Source organism: Streptomyces sp. BR1 (genome assembly GCF_052373795.1).
Taxonomy (GTDB): Bacteria; Actinomycetota; Actinomycetes; order Streptomycetales; family Streptomycetaceae; genus Streptomyces.
On sequence record NZ_CM126252.1, the window covers coordinates 1,197,923 to 1,213,929 of the forward strand.

The 16,007-nt window shown below is 73.0% G+C and carries 11 protein-coding genes; 8 read left to right on the forward strand and 3 right to left on the reverse strand.

The window, feature by feature from the left end; translation table 11 throughout:
* Positions 1 to 53 precede the first annotated feature (53 nt).
* Positions 54 to 446 (forward strand): VOC family protein, encoded by a 393-nt coding sequence (locus ACT1U9_RS05450; protein WP_444537238.1) that lies wholly within the window; start codon positions 54 to 56, stop codon positions 444 to 446.
* Here the strand turns inward: ACT1U9_RS05450 and ACT1U9_RS05455 are convergent.
* Positions 386 to 1,108: a helix-turn-helix domain-containing protein gene (locus ACT1U9_RS05455; protein ID WP_444537239.1), complete on the reverse strand. Its 723-nt coding sequence runs from the start codon at positions 1,106 to 1,108 to the stop codon at positions 386 to 388. The two genes, ACT1U9_RS05450 and ACT1U9_RS05455, sit on opposite strands and share 61 nt — an antisense overlap.
* Positions 1,109 to 1,190: 82 nt before the next feature.
* Here ACT1U9_RS05455 and ACT1U9_RS05460 point away from each other — a divergent pair, with 82 nt between their 5' ends.
* Genes ACT1U9_RS05460 through ACT1U9_RS05475 form a run of 4 tightly spaced genes read left to right on the forward strand, consistent with a single transcriptional unit; the run spans position 1,191 to position 8,219 of the window.
* Complete coding sequence (locus tag ACT1U9_RS05460) at positions 1,191 to 1,625, forward strand: CU044_2847 family protein (protein ID WP_444537240.1); 435 nt, start codon at positions 1,191 to 1,193, stop codon at positions 1,623 to 1,625.
* The gene (locus ACT1U9_RS05465; RefSeq protein ID WP_444537241.1) at positions 1,625 to 3,364 is read left to right on the forward strand and encodes a VMAP-C domain-containing protein; all 1,740 of its coding nucleotides are present in this window, start codon (positions 1,625 to 1,627) and stop codon (positions 3,362 to 3,364) included. Before ACT1U9_RS05460 ends, ACT1U9_RS05465 begins: the two co-directional genes overlap by 1 nt.
* A gap of 15 nt (positions 3,365 to 3,379) precedes the next feature.
* Complete coding sequence (locus tag ACT1U9_RS05470; RefSeq protein ID WP_444537242.1) at positions 3,380 to 4,399, forward strand: AAA family ATPase; 1,020 nt, start codon at positions 3,380 to 3,382, stop codon at positions 4,397 to 4,399.
* Positions 4,389 to 8,219, forward strand: a complete 3,831-nt coding sequence (locus tag ACT1U9_RS05475) for an SAV_2336 N-terminal domain-related protein (protein ID WP_444537243.1) — start codon at positions 4,389 to 4,391, stop codon at positions 8,217 to 8,219. Before ACT1U9_RS05470 ends, ACT1U9_RS05475 begins: the two co-directional genes overlap by 11 nt.
* Positions 8,220 to 8,289: 70 nt before the next feature.
* Here the strand turns inward: ACT1U9_RS05475 and ACT1U9_RS05480 are convergent, their stop codons facing one another.
* Positions 8,290 to 9,459 (reverse strand): YihY/virulence factor BrkB family protein, encoded by a 1,170-nt coding sequence (locus ACT1U9_RS05480; protein WP_444537244.1) that lies wholly within the window; start codon positions 9,457 to 9,459, stop codon positions 8,290 to 8,292.
* 17 nt (positions 9,460 to 9,476) lie between these two features.
* Between ACT1U9_RS05480 and ACT1U9_RS05485 the strand changes: the two genes are divergently transcribed.
* The 3 genes from ACT1U9_RS05485 to ACT1U9_RS05495 all read left to right on the forward strand — a co-directional run bounded on the left by ACT1U9_RS05485 (position 9,477) and on the right by ACT1U9_RS05495 (position 13,289).
* The gene (locus tag ACT1U9_RS05485) at positions 9,477 to 11,111 is read left to right on the forward strand and encodes an acyl-CoA dehydrogenase family protein (protein ID WP_444537245.1); all 1,635 of its coding nucleotides are present in this window, start codon (positions 9,477 to 9,479) and stop codon (positions 11,109 to 11,111) included.
* Positions 11,112 to 11,431: 320 nt separating this feature from the next.
* The gene (locus ACT1U9_RS05490; protein ID WP_444539015.1) at positions 11,432 to 12,682 is read left to right on the forward strand and encodes a GAF domain-containing protein; all 1,251 of its coding nucleotides are present in this window, start codon (positions 11,432 to 11,434) and stop codon (positions 12,680 to 12,682) included.
* Between the two features lie 43 nt (positions 12,683 to 12,725).
* A complete protein-coding gene (locus ACT1U9_RS05495; protein ID WP_444537246.1) occupies positions 12,726 to 13,289 on the forward strand; it encodes a GNAT family N-acetyltransferase in 564 nt (187 codons plus the stop codon).
* Here ACT1U9_RS05495 and ACT1U9_RS05500 read toward each other — a convergent pair.
* Complete coding sequence (locus ACT1U9_RS05500) at positions 13,286 to 15,895, reverse strand: NACHT domain-containing protein (protein WP_444537247.1); 2,610 nt, start codon at positions 15,893 to 15,895, stop codon at positions 13,286 to 13,288. The two genes, ACT1U9_RS05495 and ACT1U9_RS05500, sit on opposite strands and share 4 nt — an antisense overlap.
* Positions 15,896 to 16,007 lie beyond the last annotated feature (112 nt).

The following is a 16,007-nucleotide window of genomic DNA, read 5'->3' on the forward strand; positions in this document are numbered from 1 at the left end:
TGGTGTCCGTTTCCTTCAAGACCGGCCCGCCGGGCCCGGCCTACGGTGACGGCATGAACGCACGCTTCGACGCCATCGGCCTGGTCGTCTCCGACATGGCCGCCTCGCTCGCCTTCTACCGCCGCCTCGGCCTGGACATCCCGGCCGACGCCGACAACGAACCGCATGTTGAATACACGCTTCCGGGCGGCAACCGCATCCTCTGGGACACGGAGGACGTGGTGCGCTCCTTCGACCCCGAGTGGACCCGCCCGCAGGGCGGCGGCCGTACCGGGTTCGCCTTCGTCTGCGACAGCCCGGCCGAGGTGGACGCGACGTACGAGAGCCTGATGGCGGCCGGGTACTCCGGCCATCTCAAGCCCTGGGACGCCTTCTGGGGTCAGCGTTACGCGACGCTCCACGACCCGGACGGGGTGGAGATCTCGCTCTTCGCCGCCTCCGCGTAGGCCGTGAGGGTCGTGCCGGCCAGGTCGCGCATCTCCCGGGCGAGATGAGCCTGGTCGGCGCACCCGGCCGCGAGTGCCGCCTCGGCGTACGGCATGCCGCCCTGTACGAGCGCGAGCGCCCGTTGGAGCCGCAGCACGCGCGCGAGGGTCTTGGGACCGTAGCCGAACGCTTCGAGCGAGCGGCGGTGCAGGCTGCGGATGCCGAGCCCGACGGCGTCGGCGGTCGCGGTGACCGAGCGGCCCGCGTCCAGCAGCGCCACGACCGCCCGGATCTGCGGATCCGGCTCCTCGGCCCGCGCCAGCGCCACGGCCTCAAGTGCGGCTGCCGGGTCCGGCGCCTCCCCTATGCGCTCGGCGAGGCGGCGCACTTCGGCGCCGGGCCAGAGCGCGTCGAGCGCCACGCGCCGGTCGCGCAGCTCGTGCGCCGGTATGCCGATGACTGAGGGCCCCGCGCCCGGCGCGAACCGCACCCCGGCGTAGCGGACCCCGGTGGCCGAGTACGGCACGTACGCGTGCGTGTCGGGTCCGGCGACGAGCAGTTCCCCGTCGTGCCACAGCAGGTCCATGCAGCCGTCCGGCAGGACGGGACGGGCGACGCCCGCCTCCATCGTGCGCGCCCAGACGACGGCACCGGCCAGCCGTGAAGGACGCTCTCGGTACATGTCTTCGAGGCTAACCCGGACAGGGACGGGACCGCTCCGCAACAATGGACGCCGGTCCGGCACGGTCTGCGAGGGGGCGTCGATGGGTGCGCTGATGGAGTTCCGCACGGACGACGGCGCACAGGTGACCGTGGAGGTCGAACGGCACGCGTCCGGCGCCAAGCTGGTGCGCCGGGGCGACAACTCCGTGGCGGAGGCGACCCGTACGTTCGACAGCGCGCTTGAGGGCATCCGCGCGGCCGCCGAGTCGGCGTTGCACGTCTTCCGGGACGGGCGGCTCAGACCGGACGCGGTGGAGCTGGAGTTCGGCGTGAAGCTGACCGCCGAGGCGGGCGCGGTGATCGCGAAGACGGCGGTGGAGGGGCATCTGGTGGTGAAGCTGTCGTGGGCGCCGGGGGCGGAGCGGCAGGCCGTCGATCCGGCGCCCGCCGCGGATCCGGCCGCGTTGCCCGCCGCGGACGCGGGAGACGTCGGCCCCGGAGCGGCCTCCGACCCCGGAGCCACGGCAGCGCGGTGATGGCGTCACCTTCCTGGCACGCGCACATCTCCTGCGGCGGCGGCACGGTCGGCGCCGGGTTCCTGTTCACCGACCGCCATGTGCTGACCTGCGCGCATGTGGTGTGGCAGGAGGAGCAGGTGGAGATCCGCTTCCCCGGCCTCCCGGGCCATGAGCCCGTCCTCGCGCGCGTGGTGGCGCGCGGCTGCTGGGCGGGCGACAGCCGGGACCCCGGCGACTGGGCCGTTCTGGAGCTGCCCGGGCCGGTGCCGGTGCGCCCCGTCCGCTTCGCGCGCCTGGACGCGCCGTACGCGTACCCCGCCCCCAAGCTCCTCGCCCACGGCTTCCCGCAGGACTACGAAGAGGGCCTGATCAGCGAACTCCGCGCGTCCACCGACCGGTTGACCGCCAACGAGTGGACCCAGCTGGAGGACTGGAAGGGGTACGGGGCGTCGGTGAGCGGCGGGTTCAGCGGGTCGGCGGTGAGTCTGGCGGACGGCGGTGAGGTGGTCGGCATGGTGTGCGCGATGGAGCCCGTACGGATGGTCTCGGCGCATGTCCTCGCCCGGTCCTGGCCGCCGCTGGCCGAGCACGTCCCGACCCCCGGCCACGACCCCGGCGAGAAGCGCGCGCTGGCCGCGCTCGTCGCGCGCGTGCCCGAGGGCGCGGCCGAGCCGGACCGGCTGTTCCGGCAGGCGGTGGGGCCGCTCGGACTCGCACCCCCGGACGGCGGGTTCGCGAGCGTATGGGAGGCGGTGTGGCATCTGCTGGCGGAGTCGGCGCCCCGGGCGGGCGCCTTCCCGCTCGCCGAGTTCACCGTACGGCTGGCGACTGCGGTCGACGAAGGACCCTCGCCCGACCCGGAGCTCGGACGCGAACTGCGGGCGTGGGCCCAGGCGTACCGGTCCCGTCGCGACGCCCCGGCAGGCCCGAGCGGCCGGGCGCCCGACCTCGGCTGGTCGCCCGTCCTGGTCGACATCAACCGCAGCGGCGAGGGCAGGAACGCGCTCCTGGTCGAGGTGTACGCGTACCGCGACGGCAGCCGCAGGCTCGTCGACGCGACCACCGTCACCGGCGAGAAGCAGCTGCGCGACTGGGTCCTGGACCGGGTTGACGACGCCTTCGGCGATCTCGACGACCGGGGCCGGGCGCTCGTCGCCTTCGCGCTGCCGCGCAACTGGCTGAACAAGCCGGTCGACCAGTGGGTCCGCCGCAAGGGCATCGAGCCGCCGCTCGGCTGTGTCTCGCCGGTCGTCGTGATGGACCGGCTGCGCCGCCGCAACCCCAGGCTGCAATGGACGCTGCGCCAGATGTGGGAAATCCTCGACGGCCGGCACACGTCCCCGGTGCACCGCATCGAGTGCGGCGCGGCGCCCCGCCCGGACAAGCTCTCCGTACAACTCCAGGATGTGTACGGGCCGGTGGGGTTCGCCCGGCCGCCGGACCCGGGCCGCGCGGCGACCGGCCCGCACGGGGCCGCGCTGGATGCGCCCTCGCCGATCGTGCTGTGGCCGCACACGGGCTGCGCCGGGGCGTCCTGCGACGGCGGCTGCCGGGGCAGCGGCTTCCTGGACGCGCTGGCCGAGCGGCTTACCCGGCTCGCACCCGGCGAACTCCCCGGCCACGTACTGAAGTTGCGCAAGGAGGCGTTCGTGCACGACGAGGACGCGCCGCACTGGGCGGCCGGGCTGACGCTGGTCTGGGAGGACCCGCGCCGCTTCCCGCCCGTCACCCCGCCCGACCGCTCCCCGCTGAGCTGACCGACTGGAGCCCCTGTGTCCCTGTGGCCCGTGTACACCGGCGGCGGCGAACCGCACGCCGGGATCAGCCAGCTGCCCCCGCCACCGCCCTGGCGCGCCTTCAACGGCAGGCCGCTGCTGCCGCCGCCGTCCGAGGACCCGGACGACGCGTCCGCGTCACCGGACCGCACCCACCGCGCCCAGACGTACGTCGTCACCGACCGGAGCGTCGAACTGGTCAACGCGGCGCTGTACTTGAGACGCCCGCTGCTCGTCACCGGCCCGCCCGGCAGCGGCAAGTCGAGCCTGCCGTACGCGGTCGCGCGCGAGCTGATGCTGGGGCCGGTGCTGCGCTGGAACATCACCAGCCGCAGCACGCTCACCGACGGGCTGTACCAGTACGACCCGCTGTCGCGGCTGTACGCGTCACGGGAGAACGAGGCGTTCTCGCACAACAGCATCGAGGACCATCTGCGGCTCGGCCCGCTCGGCACGGCGCTCCTGCCGTACCAGAACCCGCGCGTCCTGCTGATCGACGAGATCGACAAGGGCGACCTGGACCTGCCGAACGACCTGCTCAACGTGCTGGAGGAGGGCCAGTTCGAGATCCCGGAGCTCGTACGGACGGCACATCGCAGCGCCGAGGCCGAGGTGCTGATGTCGGGCGGGGACTGGCGGGCGAAGGTGCGCCGGGGCCGGGTCCGGTGCAACGCCTTCCCCTTCGTCGTCCTCACCAGCAACGGCGAGCGCGAGTTCCCGCCCGCGTTCCTGCGCCGCTGTGTGACGCTGGAGCTGCGGCAGCCCGACGAGAGCCAGCTCAAAGCGATCGTGGAGGCGCATCTGGGCGAGCTGGACCCGGACGCGCTTGAGCTGGTCGACCGGTTCCTGCATCGTGCGTCCGGCGGCGAGCTGGCGACGGACCAGCTGCTCAACGCGGTGTATCTGACGCGTACTTCGGGGCTTACGGGGGCTTCGCGCAGCCAGCTCGCCGAGTATCTGATGCCGTATCTGAGCCAGGGCCTGGAGCCCGGCGAACCCCGGCCCGATGACTTCTGACGGGCCTTTCGGGCATACGGATGCGCTGCGGCGGGTGCTCGGCGCGGCGGGCACCCGCGCGCCCACCGGCCAGGAGATCGCCGAACTGCTGTGGCTGGCCCGGCACATGCGCGACGAGCCCGAGTTCCGGACGGGAGGCAATCGGCTGCCGCCACCAAGCCTTCCCGAGGACACCCCGCGACCCGATATCCCGGAGGGCGACGAACCACCGCCCGCCCCCGCCGAGCGGCCCGACGCGCCCGAACGCGTACCCCTGCGCACCCCTCCACCGAACCGCCCCACGCCCGCGCCGGAGCGCGACGGCGAGCACGCGCCCCTGCTGGCGCCCGCGCCCGCGATGCTGGCGCATCCGCTCGCGCTCCAGCGTGCCGTACGCCCGTTGAAGCGGCGCGTGCCGTCGGCGCGTGAGCGGGAGTTCGACGAGACGGCGACCGCGCACCGGGGCGCGCTGTTCGGCGCGCGCCCCGAGTGGTGGCTCCCGGTGCTGCGCCCCCGGCCGGAGCGCTGGCTGCATCTGCGGATCGTCTTCGACACGGGCCCGACCATGACGATGTGGCGGCCGCTGCTGCGCGATCTGCACCGGGCGCTGGCGCAGACGGGCGCGTTCCGTACGGTGGAAAGGCTGCCGCTGGCCACCGACGGCGGTGTGCCGGTGCGCCCGGCCGCGACGAGCCGTACGGCCGTCCTGGTCCTCAGCGACTGCATGGGCCCGCAGTGGCGGGACGGCCCGGCGGGCCGCCGCTGGTACCGCACGGTGCACGGCTGGGCCCGCACGCTGCCGGTCGCCGTCGTGCAGCCGCTGCCCGAACGCCTCTGGCAGTACTCGGCGTTCGCCCCGACCGCCGGCCTCCTGAGCGCCCCGGGCCCGGGCGCGGCGGGCGCGTTGCTGACCTTCCTCCCGTACGACACCGACGCGGCCCCCGCCGTCCCCGGCGCCATCCCGGTGCCGGTCCTGGAGCCCGCCGCGCGGTGGCTGGGGAACTGGGCGGAGCTGGTGGGGGCGCGGGGCGGGGCGCAAGTGCCGGGGGCGGTGGCGCTGTTGGGGCCGCGTCCACCCCTGTCGGCCGAGCCGCACGAAGCGCCCGTACCCGACCTTGCCGCCGATGAACTCGTCCTGCGGTTCCGCTCGGTGGCCTCCCCGGCGGCGTTCCGGCTGGCGGCGCATCTGGCGGTGGGGTGTGCGCATCTGCCGGTGATGCGGCTGGTCCACGCGGCCGTCGAGCCGCATCCGCAGCCGCAGCATCTGGCCGAGGTCGTCCTGAGCGGCATGTTGACGTCCGTGCCGGGCCCGGCGGGCGCGTACGAGTTCCGCCCCGGCGTACGCGACGTCCTGCTCGGCACCCTGCCGCACACCGCCCATGTCCGCACGGCCGGTCTGCTGAGCCGGGTGAACGCCCGCATCGAGGCGCTGGCGGGCGCGGTCCCGGGCGAGTTCCGCGCCCTGGTGGCCGCGCGCGGGGGGCCGGTGGGGGCGGTGCCGGGGGACCCGTTCGCGCTGGTGAGCCGGGAGAGCGTGCGGTTGCTGCGGGGGCCGTCGGGGGCGAGCGGTGAGGGGCGCGTGCTGGCGGGGCGGTACGAGTTGCGGGAGCGGATCGGGGCGCGGACGTCGAGGGAGGTGTGGCGGGCGGTCGAGGTGACGACGGGACGGGAGGTGGCGGTGACCCTGCGCTCCTACTTGAACGCGCCCGAACTCGGTTACCCCACCGAGAGGTTCCTCGCCGAATCCCGTGAGATCGCGCGGATCCACCATCCCCACCTGCTGCTGAACTTCGACGCGTTCCGCGACGGGGCCGACCTGTGCCTGGTGACCGAGCTGGTGGAGGCGCCGACGCTGAGCGAGGCGATGCAGGATCACCCGAACGGATTCCCGGCGGACGACATCGCGCGCACGGGCCGGGACCTGCTCTCCGCCCTTGAGGCCCTGCACGAGGAGGGCATCGTGCACGGTCTGGTGCGCGCCGAGAACATCCTGCTCTCGCCCGACCGGGGGGCGCTGCTCTGCGAGGTGCCGGGCTCCGCCGCCCCCAGGCCCGAGGACGACCTCCTCGCGGTCGGGAACCTGCTGTACGACATGGCCCTGGGGACACCGTTCAACACCGCCTGGCGGGCGACGGATCCGGTCGAGGTGAGCGCGGGCGCGGTACGCGTCGGACTGCTCCCCGCCGCCCTCAACGCGGCGATCGCCCAGCTCCTGGACGAGTCCCCCGCCGTACGCCGCCGCGCCGCCGCCGCACTGCTGGCCACTCCCGCCGACGCCCGCCGCGTCTACCGTCTCCTCGGCCCGCCCGAGGCCTGGGTCAACGGCGTCCCGTCACCCGACGGCGACGGACCCGAGCTGCGCATGCTGTGCGCGCTGGTGCTGGCGCGCGGCGAGCGGGTGGCGGGCACGGAGCTGTGGGAGCCGGAGTGGCGGGACGACGTCCACGCCGTCGCGGACCGCCTCAAGCGCAGGGGCCACCCGGTCGAGAGCAAGGCCGACCAGACGTACCGGCTGACCCTCCAGGGCGCCGACGTCGACTTCCTCGGCGTCGAACAGCTCGTCTTCCAGGCGGAGACGGCCGATTCCGCGGGCGACCATGCCCTGGCCCTGGAGCGGTACGAGACCGCGCTCGGCCTGTGGGCGGGCGAACCGCTGGAGGGCATGCCCGGATACTGGGCCGCGCGGCACCGGGGGGAGCTGGCGGAGCTGCTGCGGACGGTGGTGGAGCGGCGGGACGTGCTGCGCGATGGCCCACGGCTCACCATGGTGGTGATCAGGGTGCGGTCCCGGAGCGCGGGACTCGTCCCCGACGCGCTGCTCGACACCGTGGGAGCGGTGTTCGGCGTGAGACCGCAGATCGAGGATCCGTACGGCGCCGCCCGCCTCGTCCTGCGCACCGCCGCCCCTGCACGTGCCGTTCTGGACCTGGTCGTCGACGCGCTGCCGGACGCGCTGCGCGACGCCATGGGGCGGGGCACGCTCGATCCCCTGCGGCTGCGCGTTCTGGTGCAAGCGTCCCACCGGCCGGAGGAGGCCGGGTTCCTCCTCGGGATCCCACCCGAACCGGTCGAGGAGGGGAGCGGTTACGCGACGGTCGAGGCGTGTGTACCGCACGCGCTCTTCCAGACCCTCGAACGGCCCGCCGCCGACTACGAGCGCTTCGAGAAGGCCGGTGTCCCCGTCTGGTTCCGGCGGATCACGGTGGTGGACAGTCGGCTCGCCATGAACCTCAAGTTCCCTCTCCCCAGTGCCTTCGACAGCCTCGCCTTCATCGCCGAGGCGGATGTCACCTGGCGGTCGGGGCCGGAAGACGCCTCTCAGATGGAGCGGGTCGCGCACTGGCTGAGCGACGAACTCGGCCCCGCAGTACGTGGCTTCGGGCTCGCCCAGCTCGACCTGGCGCAGGCGTGCGTGGACGAGCATCTGGGCTATCCGGCGACCTCGGGGAGCAGGCCCAAGTTTGCCCTCCGGGTCACCCTCCGGCCCTCTCTCGCCTCCCTGCGCACCCTCCTCGCCCCCGTACGCAGGGTCCTCGTCGACCACGACGGCACGCTCTCGCGCGACGTGACCCGTGCGCTCGTCGACTCAGGGCGTCAGGTCATCGTCGTCACCGGCGGTACGGAGTCATCCGTACGGGATGTCCTCGGGGCCGGTGGGAACGTCGCCGGGGTGCTGGTGATCGGGCGGATGCCGCACGCCGCGGCGACGGCCGTCCGCCTCGGCGTCCCGTTCGTCGGCCTGGCCGACGATGCCGCCTCGGCGGCGGATCTGCGGGCGGCGGGGGCCACTTTGGTGACCACGTCGCTCGGGGCGATCACGGATGCGCTCGCTGACGCGTGAGCGGTTCTTCGACTGCGGACCGTGCGTGGCTGGTCGCGCAGTTCCCCGCGCCCCTTAGGTTGCCCGGTGCCTAGCCCTTATCCCGGCCCTGCGCATCCCGCCCCCCATGCAGCCGCGACTTCACGTCGTCCGGGGGCAGGAAGCGGGACCAGCGCTCGGGGTACTCCGACGGCATCCCGGGGTCGCCGGGGTCGAAGTCCTCCGGGTCGTCGGGGTACGCCGCCCGGGCCTGGGCGGCGCGGGCGACGATCTCCGCGGCCTGGGCCGTCTTGACGCGTTCGTTGGCCGCGCGGGCCGCCGCCGTGGCCACCGACGGCCACACCCGGTCGATCGCCGCGTTGACCGCCGCGCCCACCAGGACCGCGAAGGCGGACACGCCGATCCACAGGAGGACGGCGACGGGCGCGGCCAGGGAGCCGTAGATCGTGGGGCCCTCGACCGTGTTGGTGAGGTAGATGCGGAGCAGGAACGAGCCGAGCACCCACATCGCCAGGGCTACCAGCGCCCCGGGCACGTCCTCGATCCACGGCGAGCGCACCGGCACCGAGACGTGGAACAACGTCGTCAGGAACGCCACCGAGAGCAGGATCATCACCGGCCAGTACAGGACGCTGATCAGGTTCGTTCCCCAGGGGACGAGCTCGACCACCCGGTTCGGGCCGACCACCGCCAGCGGCAGCACCAGTGCGCCGATCAGCAGGGCCGCGATGTAGAGCAGCAGCGAGAGCATCCGGGTGCGCACGATGCCCCGACGGCCGTCGAGCCCGTACATCACGGTGATCGTATCGATGAAGACGTTCACCGCCCGCGAGCCCGACCAGAGCGCGAAGGCGAAGCCGAGGGAGACGATTTCCGGCCGTTTTCCCTTGGTGACGTCTTCGAGCAGCGGCTTGGCGAAATCGTGGACGCCCCGGTCGGAGAGGACCGACTGGGCGGCGGTGAGGATGTTCTCCTCGATGCTGGCGACGGTGTGCGTGTTGGTCCAGCCGTCCACGTAACCGAGCAGCGCGATAAGGCTGAGCAGCAGTGGGGGCAGTGAGAGCAGGGTGAAGAACGCCGCCTCGGCCGCGAGTCCGAGGATGCGGTACTCGATGCACGAGTTGACGGTGTCCTTCAGGAGCAGCCAGGCCATCTTCCGCTTCGAGACGTTGCGGTAGAGGACACGGGCCCGGTGGAGTCGGCTCGGGGCCCGGTGGAGTCGGCCCGATGGCCGCTCGGGTGTTTCATTTGCTGGCTGCACCTCCTTACCGTATCGGCATGGCAGCCACCACCCACACAGTGACCAACCAGGCTCCGCCCCTGGTGGGATACGACGTCTTCTCGTCCGACCGCGCGCTCGCCGAGGGGGTCGAACGGCATCTCGCGCCCGAACTCCGCGACGGCGCGCGGGACGAACTCAGCGCGCTCGGGCGCACGGCGGGTTCCGCCCAGGCCCAGGAGTGGGGGGTGCTCGCGAACGAGAACCCGCCGAAGCTGCGCACCCACGACCGGTACGGCAACCGCATCGACGAGGTCGACTTCCACCCCAGCTGGCACCGGCTCCTCGGGCATGCCGTCTCGGCGGGGCTCACGGACGCCTGGGGGCGGCCGGGCGGGCATGTGCGCCGCGCGGCCGGGTTCCTGGTGTGGACGCAGGCGGAGGCGGGTCATGGATGCCCCCTGTCGATGACGCACGCGGCCGTGCCCGCGCTGCGGGCCGACCCGGCGCTGGCCGCCGAGTGGGAGCCCCGGCTCACCTCGCATGTGTACGAGGAGGGGCTGCGGCCTGCCTCGCAGAAGGGCGGGGTGCTCTTCGGGATGGGCATGACGGAGAAGCAGGGCGGCAGTGACGTCCGGGCCAACACCACCCAGGCCAAGCCGCTCGGCGACGGCGGGGAGTATCTGCTCACCGGGCACAAGTGGTTCTGCTCGGCGCCGATGTGCGACGGGTTCCTCGTGCTCGCGCAGGCGCCCGGCGGCCTCACCTGCTTCCTGGTGCCCCGCGTCCTGGAGGACGGCACCCGCAACACGTTCCGTATCCAGCGCCTCAAGGACAAGCTGGGCAACAAGTCCAACGCGTCCAGCGAGGTCGAGTTCGACGAGACGTGGGCGCGCCGGGTCGGGGACGAGGGGCGCGGGGTGCGCACCATCATCGAGATGGTGGCGGCGACCCGGCTCGACTGCGTGGTCGGCTCGGCGGCGCTGATGCGCCAGGGCGTGGCGCAGGCGATCCACCACGCGGCGTACCGCAGCGCGTTCGGCGGGCTGCTGATCGAGAAACCGCTGATGAAGAACGTACTGGCCGACCTCGCCCTGGAGTCGGAGGCGGCGACCACGCTCGCGCTGCGCCTCGCGGCCGCCAACGACTCGGGCACCGAGGAGGAGCGGGCGCTGCTGCGGCTGGCGGTCCCGGCCGCCAAGTACTGGGTGACCAAGCGCTGTACGCCGGTCGTCGCCGAGGCGCTTGAGTGCCTGGGCGGCAACGGCTACGTCGAGGAGTCCGGGCTGCCCCGGCTGCTGCGCGAGTCGCCGCTCAACTCGATCTGGGAGGGCTCGGGCAACGTCCAGGCGCTGGACGTGCTGCGGGCGCTCCAGCGCGAGCCGCAGGCGCTCGACGCGTTCCACCAGGAGGTCGGAAAGGCGCGCGGCGCCGATCACCGCCTGGACGGGGCGATCAAGAACCTGCTGACGGAGCTGGCGGACCTGGACGGCATCGAGGCCCGGGCGCGCCGCCTGGTCGAGCGCATCGCGCTGGTGCTCCAGGGCTCGCTCCTGGTGCGCTGGGCGCCTTCCGAGGTCGCGGACGCGTTCTGCGCGTCCCGGCTCGGCGGCGACTGGGGCAGCGCGTTCGGGACGCTGCCGCACACGCTGGACCTGGGCTCGGTGGTGGAGCGGGCGCGGGCCCGGGTCTGAGCCCGGGACGTCATAAGAGGGACCGGAACGTCCGTCGGGGGTGGTGCTGCGCCGACACGGCACCACCCCCGCACTCCCATGCGCCCTCGCGGGCCATGACGACCGGACGTCCGGTGTTCCACCACCTTCGTACACACGCACGGCTGTTCGCGAGAGTTGCAAAGGGTTGCAGCCTTGTGCGGCATATCGCCGCGCGCGAACGCCCGGGCGGGCACGATGAATTCGTGACACCCGCGTTCACCTCCCCCTCGGAACGCCGGTGTCGACAGGAGGACCCAGTGCCGGACACCACCGCCCTCGACCCCGCACGGCTGGCCGCCATGGACGTACGGGAGGCCACCCGGCTGCTGAAGGGCATGCGGGCGGCAGCGCTCGCCGGACGGCCCTCGAAGGTCGCGCCCCGCGCGGAGATCGACGCCTCGTGGCGCCGGGTCCTCGGCCACGGCGTCGACCCGGACGGCGACCATCACGCCGGGCTGCTGCCCCTGGCGGAGGTGGAGCGGCGCCGCAACGCCTCACCGCTCAAGGAGGTGCTGCCGGTGCTGCGGGACGCGCTGGTGACGGTCGCGGACGCCGCGCAGCACATCATGGTCGTCAGCGACGCCGACGGCATGCTGCTGTGGCGCGAGGGACACGCCTCCGTCCTCAAGAAGGCGGACGCGCTGGGATTCGAAGTCGGCGCCGACTGGAGCGAGGGCGTGGTCGGTACGAACGGGGTGGGCACCCCGCTGATCACCCGCCGCCCGATGCAGGTGTACTCGGCCGAGCACTTCGTCTCCAGCCACCACGCCTGGACGTGCGCGGGCGCGCCGATCATCGACCCGCGCGACGGACGCCTCCTCGGCGTCGTGGACGTCAGCGGCCCGCTGTCGACGATGCACCCGGCGACCCTGTCGTTCGTCACCTCCGTATCGCGCCTGGCCGAGGCCGAGCTGCGCACCCGCCATCTGTGCGCGGTGGAGCGGCTGCGGACGGTCGCGGCCCCGGTGCTCTGCCGGCTCGGCGGCCGGGCGCTCGCTGTGGACACCAACGGCTGGACGGCCGCGGTGACCGGTATGCCGCCGGTGGACCGGCTGCCGCTGCCCAAGTCGTTCCGGGCGGGCCGGGTGTGGCTGCCGTCGCTCGGCATGTGCGCGGTCGAGCCGCTGCCGGGCGGCTGGCTGGTGCAGGTGGTGGGCGACGAGACGCACGCGGACGCGCTCCCCACCAAGGTGGTGCTCGATCTGAGCCGCCCGCGCCGCTGGTCGGTGACGGTCGCCGGGGACGCGGGCAGCTGGGCCCAGGAGCTGAGCCCGCGCCACGCCGAACTCCTGTATGTACTGGCCCTGCACCGCACCGGCCGCACCGCGGCCCAGCTGGCCCACGACATCTTCGAGGACCCGACGCGGACGGTGACGGTACGGGCCGAGATGTCCCGGCTGCGGCGCCATCTGGCCGAGGTGCTCGCCCACCGCCCGTACCGCTTCGCGGAGGACGTCGAGGTGGAGGTGATCCGCCCCGCCCACCCGGCGGCCCTGCTCCCCCACTCGACGGCCCCGGCGGTACGGGGCGCCCGCGACCACCCGCACTGACCAGCGCTTGAAGGTCGGCCCACGGCCATGATTCGGTGACGGTATGAAGATCCCCGTCACCACCTGGTCCCTGGAGCAGACGTCCCCGGCCGACCTGCGCCCCGCCGCCGAGCCCACCGGAGACATCCGGATCGTCCGCGCCGAGGTGCCCTCGCCGGAGTTCAGCCGCTTCCTCTATACGGCGGTCGGCGGTGACATCCGCTGGATCGACCGCCTGTCGTGGTCGTACGCGACCTGGCAGCAGTTCCTGTCCCGGCCGGGCGTGGAGACCTGGGTCGCGTACGAGAACGGCACGCCGGCCGGTTACGTCGAGCTGGAGGCGCAGGACGAGGGCGCGGTGGAGATCGTCTACTTCGGCCTGGTCCCGTCGTTCCGCGGCCGCCGCATAGGCGGCCACCTCCTCTCGTACGGAGTCGCCCGGGCCTGGGACCTCGCCGACCGCTGGCCGGACCGCGCCGAGACGAAGCGCGTGTGGCTGCACACCTGCTCCCTGGACGGCGAGCACGCGATGGACAACTACCTTCGGCGCGGGTTCCGGCTGTTCGACACGAAGGTGGAGGACGAGGCGGAGGTGGACGCGCCGGGGCCTTGGCCGGGGGCGTACTAGGTCAGGTGCTGCTGTACGAAGCGGCGGAGTGCGGTGTTGGAGGTGTCGGCTCGACGGCTGGGAACGTTGACCCGCTCCCAGTCGGCGATGGGGATCACGCCCTGTCGGCAGAGCACGGCGGCGGCCCGTATCCGCAAGGGGGCCGGAAGCAGGGCGAGCATGCTCAGTTGGAACGGTGGGAGGCCCAGTCGGAGCAGGTACTCCTGCCCCAACTGGGCCAGGTGCTCCTGCGAGGTCTGTCCGGGCGGCTCGTCCTCGGCCGCCGACTCCAGGAAGTGCGCTGCCAGGAGCCGCAGGATCTCCTCCTCCGGATCGCTCCCCATCTCTGTCGCCAGCGCCGGACAGCGCACCTCGATGCTCAGAGCGAAGGACGGCGCGCGTGAATCCACCAGGCTCAGCGCCGCGAGGATCCGCGGGTCCACCTCGACGCCAGGGGGTGGGGTCCACTCAAGCGCGATCTGCTCAGCGATGACAGCCACGCAGGTGACCAGGCGATCCCCGTTCCCCGTGGCGAAGGGCTTCCACACCCAGTCCCACACCGGCGGCATGCCGGAGCCGAGGGCCATGGCCCGCAGCTCCTCCTCGATCTCCCGTTCCCGGAGCAGATCGGCGAGGTAGTAGGCGACTTCCACCGAGCGCGACTGCGGGCCCGCCGTCAGCAGGAAATTCGCGAGCTCCACGGCCGCGCGCGGGGTGCGCACCCGCCACAGCACATGCGACGCCACCACCCGCTCCCCCTGGCGCATCGCCCGCCGCAGCGCCGGAACCGCCAAGTCCCCCATCCCCGCCAGTGCCCTCCCCGCCGACGGCGTGGTCCGCAGCAACTCGGCCAGTCGGTCCGCCGCTCTCGCCAAGTTGGTCGCGGCCAGCGCAGCAACCGCCGCGTCCCGGCGCTCGGCCCGCCGTCCGTCCGCCGCGAACACCGACAGCATCTCGAACACGGCCGCCCCCCGAGGCCGCCGATCCCCCGCCACCGCCCCGAACGCGGCGATCACCGCCTGCCGGTCCGCGCCCTCCGGCTCCCGTCCCAGCCGCTCCCGGAACATCCCGACGATCTCATCGGCAAGCGCGTCGTCGACCACCTGCGCATCCGCCAGGCACTGGAACGCGAGCACCGGGTCCCGCGCCAGCACCGCCCGTACGACCTCCGTGCAGTCACGCGGTTCCGCCCCGCACCACAGCCGTACCGTCTCGCGCCACGCCGTCGGGTCGCGGTGGTAGCGGTCTAGGAGGCCCGACGGGTCCGCCGCGAGGCGGGTCGCGGCCAGGTACTCCTGCAAGGTCAGATGCGCGAACTGGTACCGCTCCCCGTTGTCCACCGCCAGCAGCAGCCCGCTCCGCTCGACGATCTCCTCCAGCACCTCCTGCGCCCGCTCGACCGGACGCCCCTGTTCCGCCAGCGCCTCCCGTACGTGTGCGAGCACATCCTTCTCCGGCAGGGCGAGGCGGTCGTGGACATCCGACGGGATGTCCTGGGCGGCCAACGCCAGACGTTGCAGCACCGCCTTCTTCACCGGGTGCGAGAACCGCGCCCGGCGCTGGCGGTCGCCGAGGAGGCTGTCCGTCACCTGCTTGTAGAAGTCGGCGCGGGTATGCGGAAGGACCTGGTCCGTGCCCGCGTACACATTGCTGTACAGGTACGCGATCATCGTCAGGAGCAGCGGGTTGCGGGCCAGCGGCATCAGCTGCGGGGTGTCGCGCAGGGCGCCGAGCAGCTGCTCCACGGTGTCGGGCGCCAGATGTTCCGGCCAGGGCCAGCCGTGCAGGAAGCGGCGGATGAGCCGCTCGTCGAACTCCTGGACCCGCAGGGTGTGGTCGACGTCCTCGGTGAACTCGCCCCGGTACACCGCGATCCGGCAGGTGACCACCGCGCGGCAGCCGGAGTGGACGGTCATGAACTCCCGGATCGCGTCGGCCACCTCAGTACGCTGGGCGGTGGCTACCTCGTCGAGGCCGTCGAAGTAGACCGCGAGACGGCCGTCCGCCAGCGCCCGGTCGATCCACTTCCCGGCGCCCGGGAAGTCATGGTCCGCGAAGTGTTTGACCAAGTGCCCGCGCAGGTCCATGGCGGCCAGGTTCACCGTGTGCAGCTTCAGCAGGACCGGTACGTCGGTGAGCTCGCCCAGTTCCACCCGGGGCGGGCGGCGGCGGCCGTACCAGGTCCGGCGCGGCGGGCCCTCGGGGCGGTAGCGCTCGCGGCACCAGGCGAGCACGGTGTGGCGCAGCAGCATCGTCTTGCCCGCGCCGGGCACGCCGAGCACGACCGCCCGCCGGGTTTCCCGCAATGTGGAAGCCGCCTCGCCCTGCTCGGCGCCCGCGCCGAACCCGGACGCGGTGCGCAGCGGGACATACACGGAGGCCATGTCCATCGCCTGCGGGTCGTCCACCCGGAAGGAGACGGAGAAGCGCTGGTGGCGCTCGTACGTCCTGGCGGTGTAGCGGCGCAGGGCCGTGCGGGCGAGGAGCGCGCTGCCGGCGAGCCGGTTGTAGAGGAGGGCCGCCGCCTTGTCGACGAGCGTCTTGAACCAGTCCTTCAGCTTGAGGACCAGGACACCCAGGACGAAGGTTCCCGTCGCCAGGATCCATGACGGAAACTGTCTCCACATGAGCGTGCCCCCTCGCCCGTGCCCCTCCCGGCAGAGGCAGGATAGGAGCACCGGTACTCCCGCGTCCGGCGTACGGCCGAGGTGACCCACAGCACACTGTCTCACCCCTCGG

Coding starts and splice junctions, on each gene's coding strand:
- ACT1U9_RS05450 (WP_444537238.1), top strand. CDS start 54: ATGAACGCACGCTTCGACGCCATCGGCCTGGTCGTCTCCGACATGGCC.
- ACT1U9_RS05495 (WP_444537246.1), top strand. CDS start 12,726: ATGAAGATCCCCGTCACCACCTGGTCCCTGGAGCAGACGTCCCCGGCC.
- ACT1U9_RS05455 (WP_444537239.1), bottom strand. CDS start 1,108: ATGTACCGAGAGCGTCCTTCACGGCTGGCCGGTGCCGTCGTCTGGGCG.
- ACT1U9_RS05475 (WP_444537243.1), top strand. CDS start 4,389: ATGACTTCTGACGGGCCTTTCGGGCATACGGATGCGCTGCGGCGGGTG.
- ACT1U9_RS05500 (WP_444537247.1), bottom strand. CDS start 15,895: ATGTGGAGACAGTTTCCGTCATGGATCCTGGCGACGGGAACCTTCGTC.
- ACT1U9_RS05460 (WP_444537240.1), top strand. CDS start 1,191: ATGGGTGCGCTGATGGAGTTCCGCACGGACGACGGCGCACAGGTGACC.
- ACT1U9_RS05490 (WP_444539015.1), top strand. CDS start 11,432: ATGGACGTACGGGAGGCCACCCGGCTGCTGAAGGGCATGCGGGCGGCA.
- ACT1U9_RS05485 (WP_444537245.1), top strand. CDS start 9,477: ATGGCAGCCACCACCCACACAGTGACCAACCAGGCTCCGCCCCTGGTG.
- ACT1U9_RS05465 (WP_444537241.1), top strand. CDS start 1,625: ATGGCGTCACCTTCCTGGCACGCGCACATCTCCTGCGGCGGCGGCACG.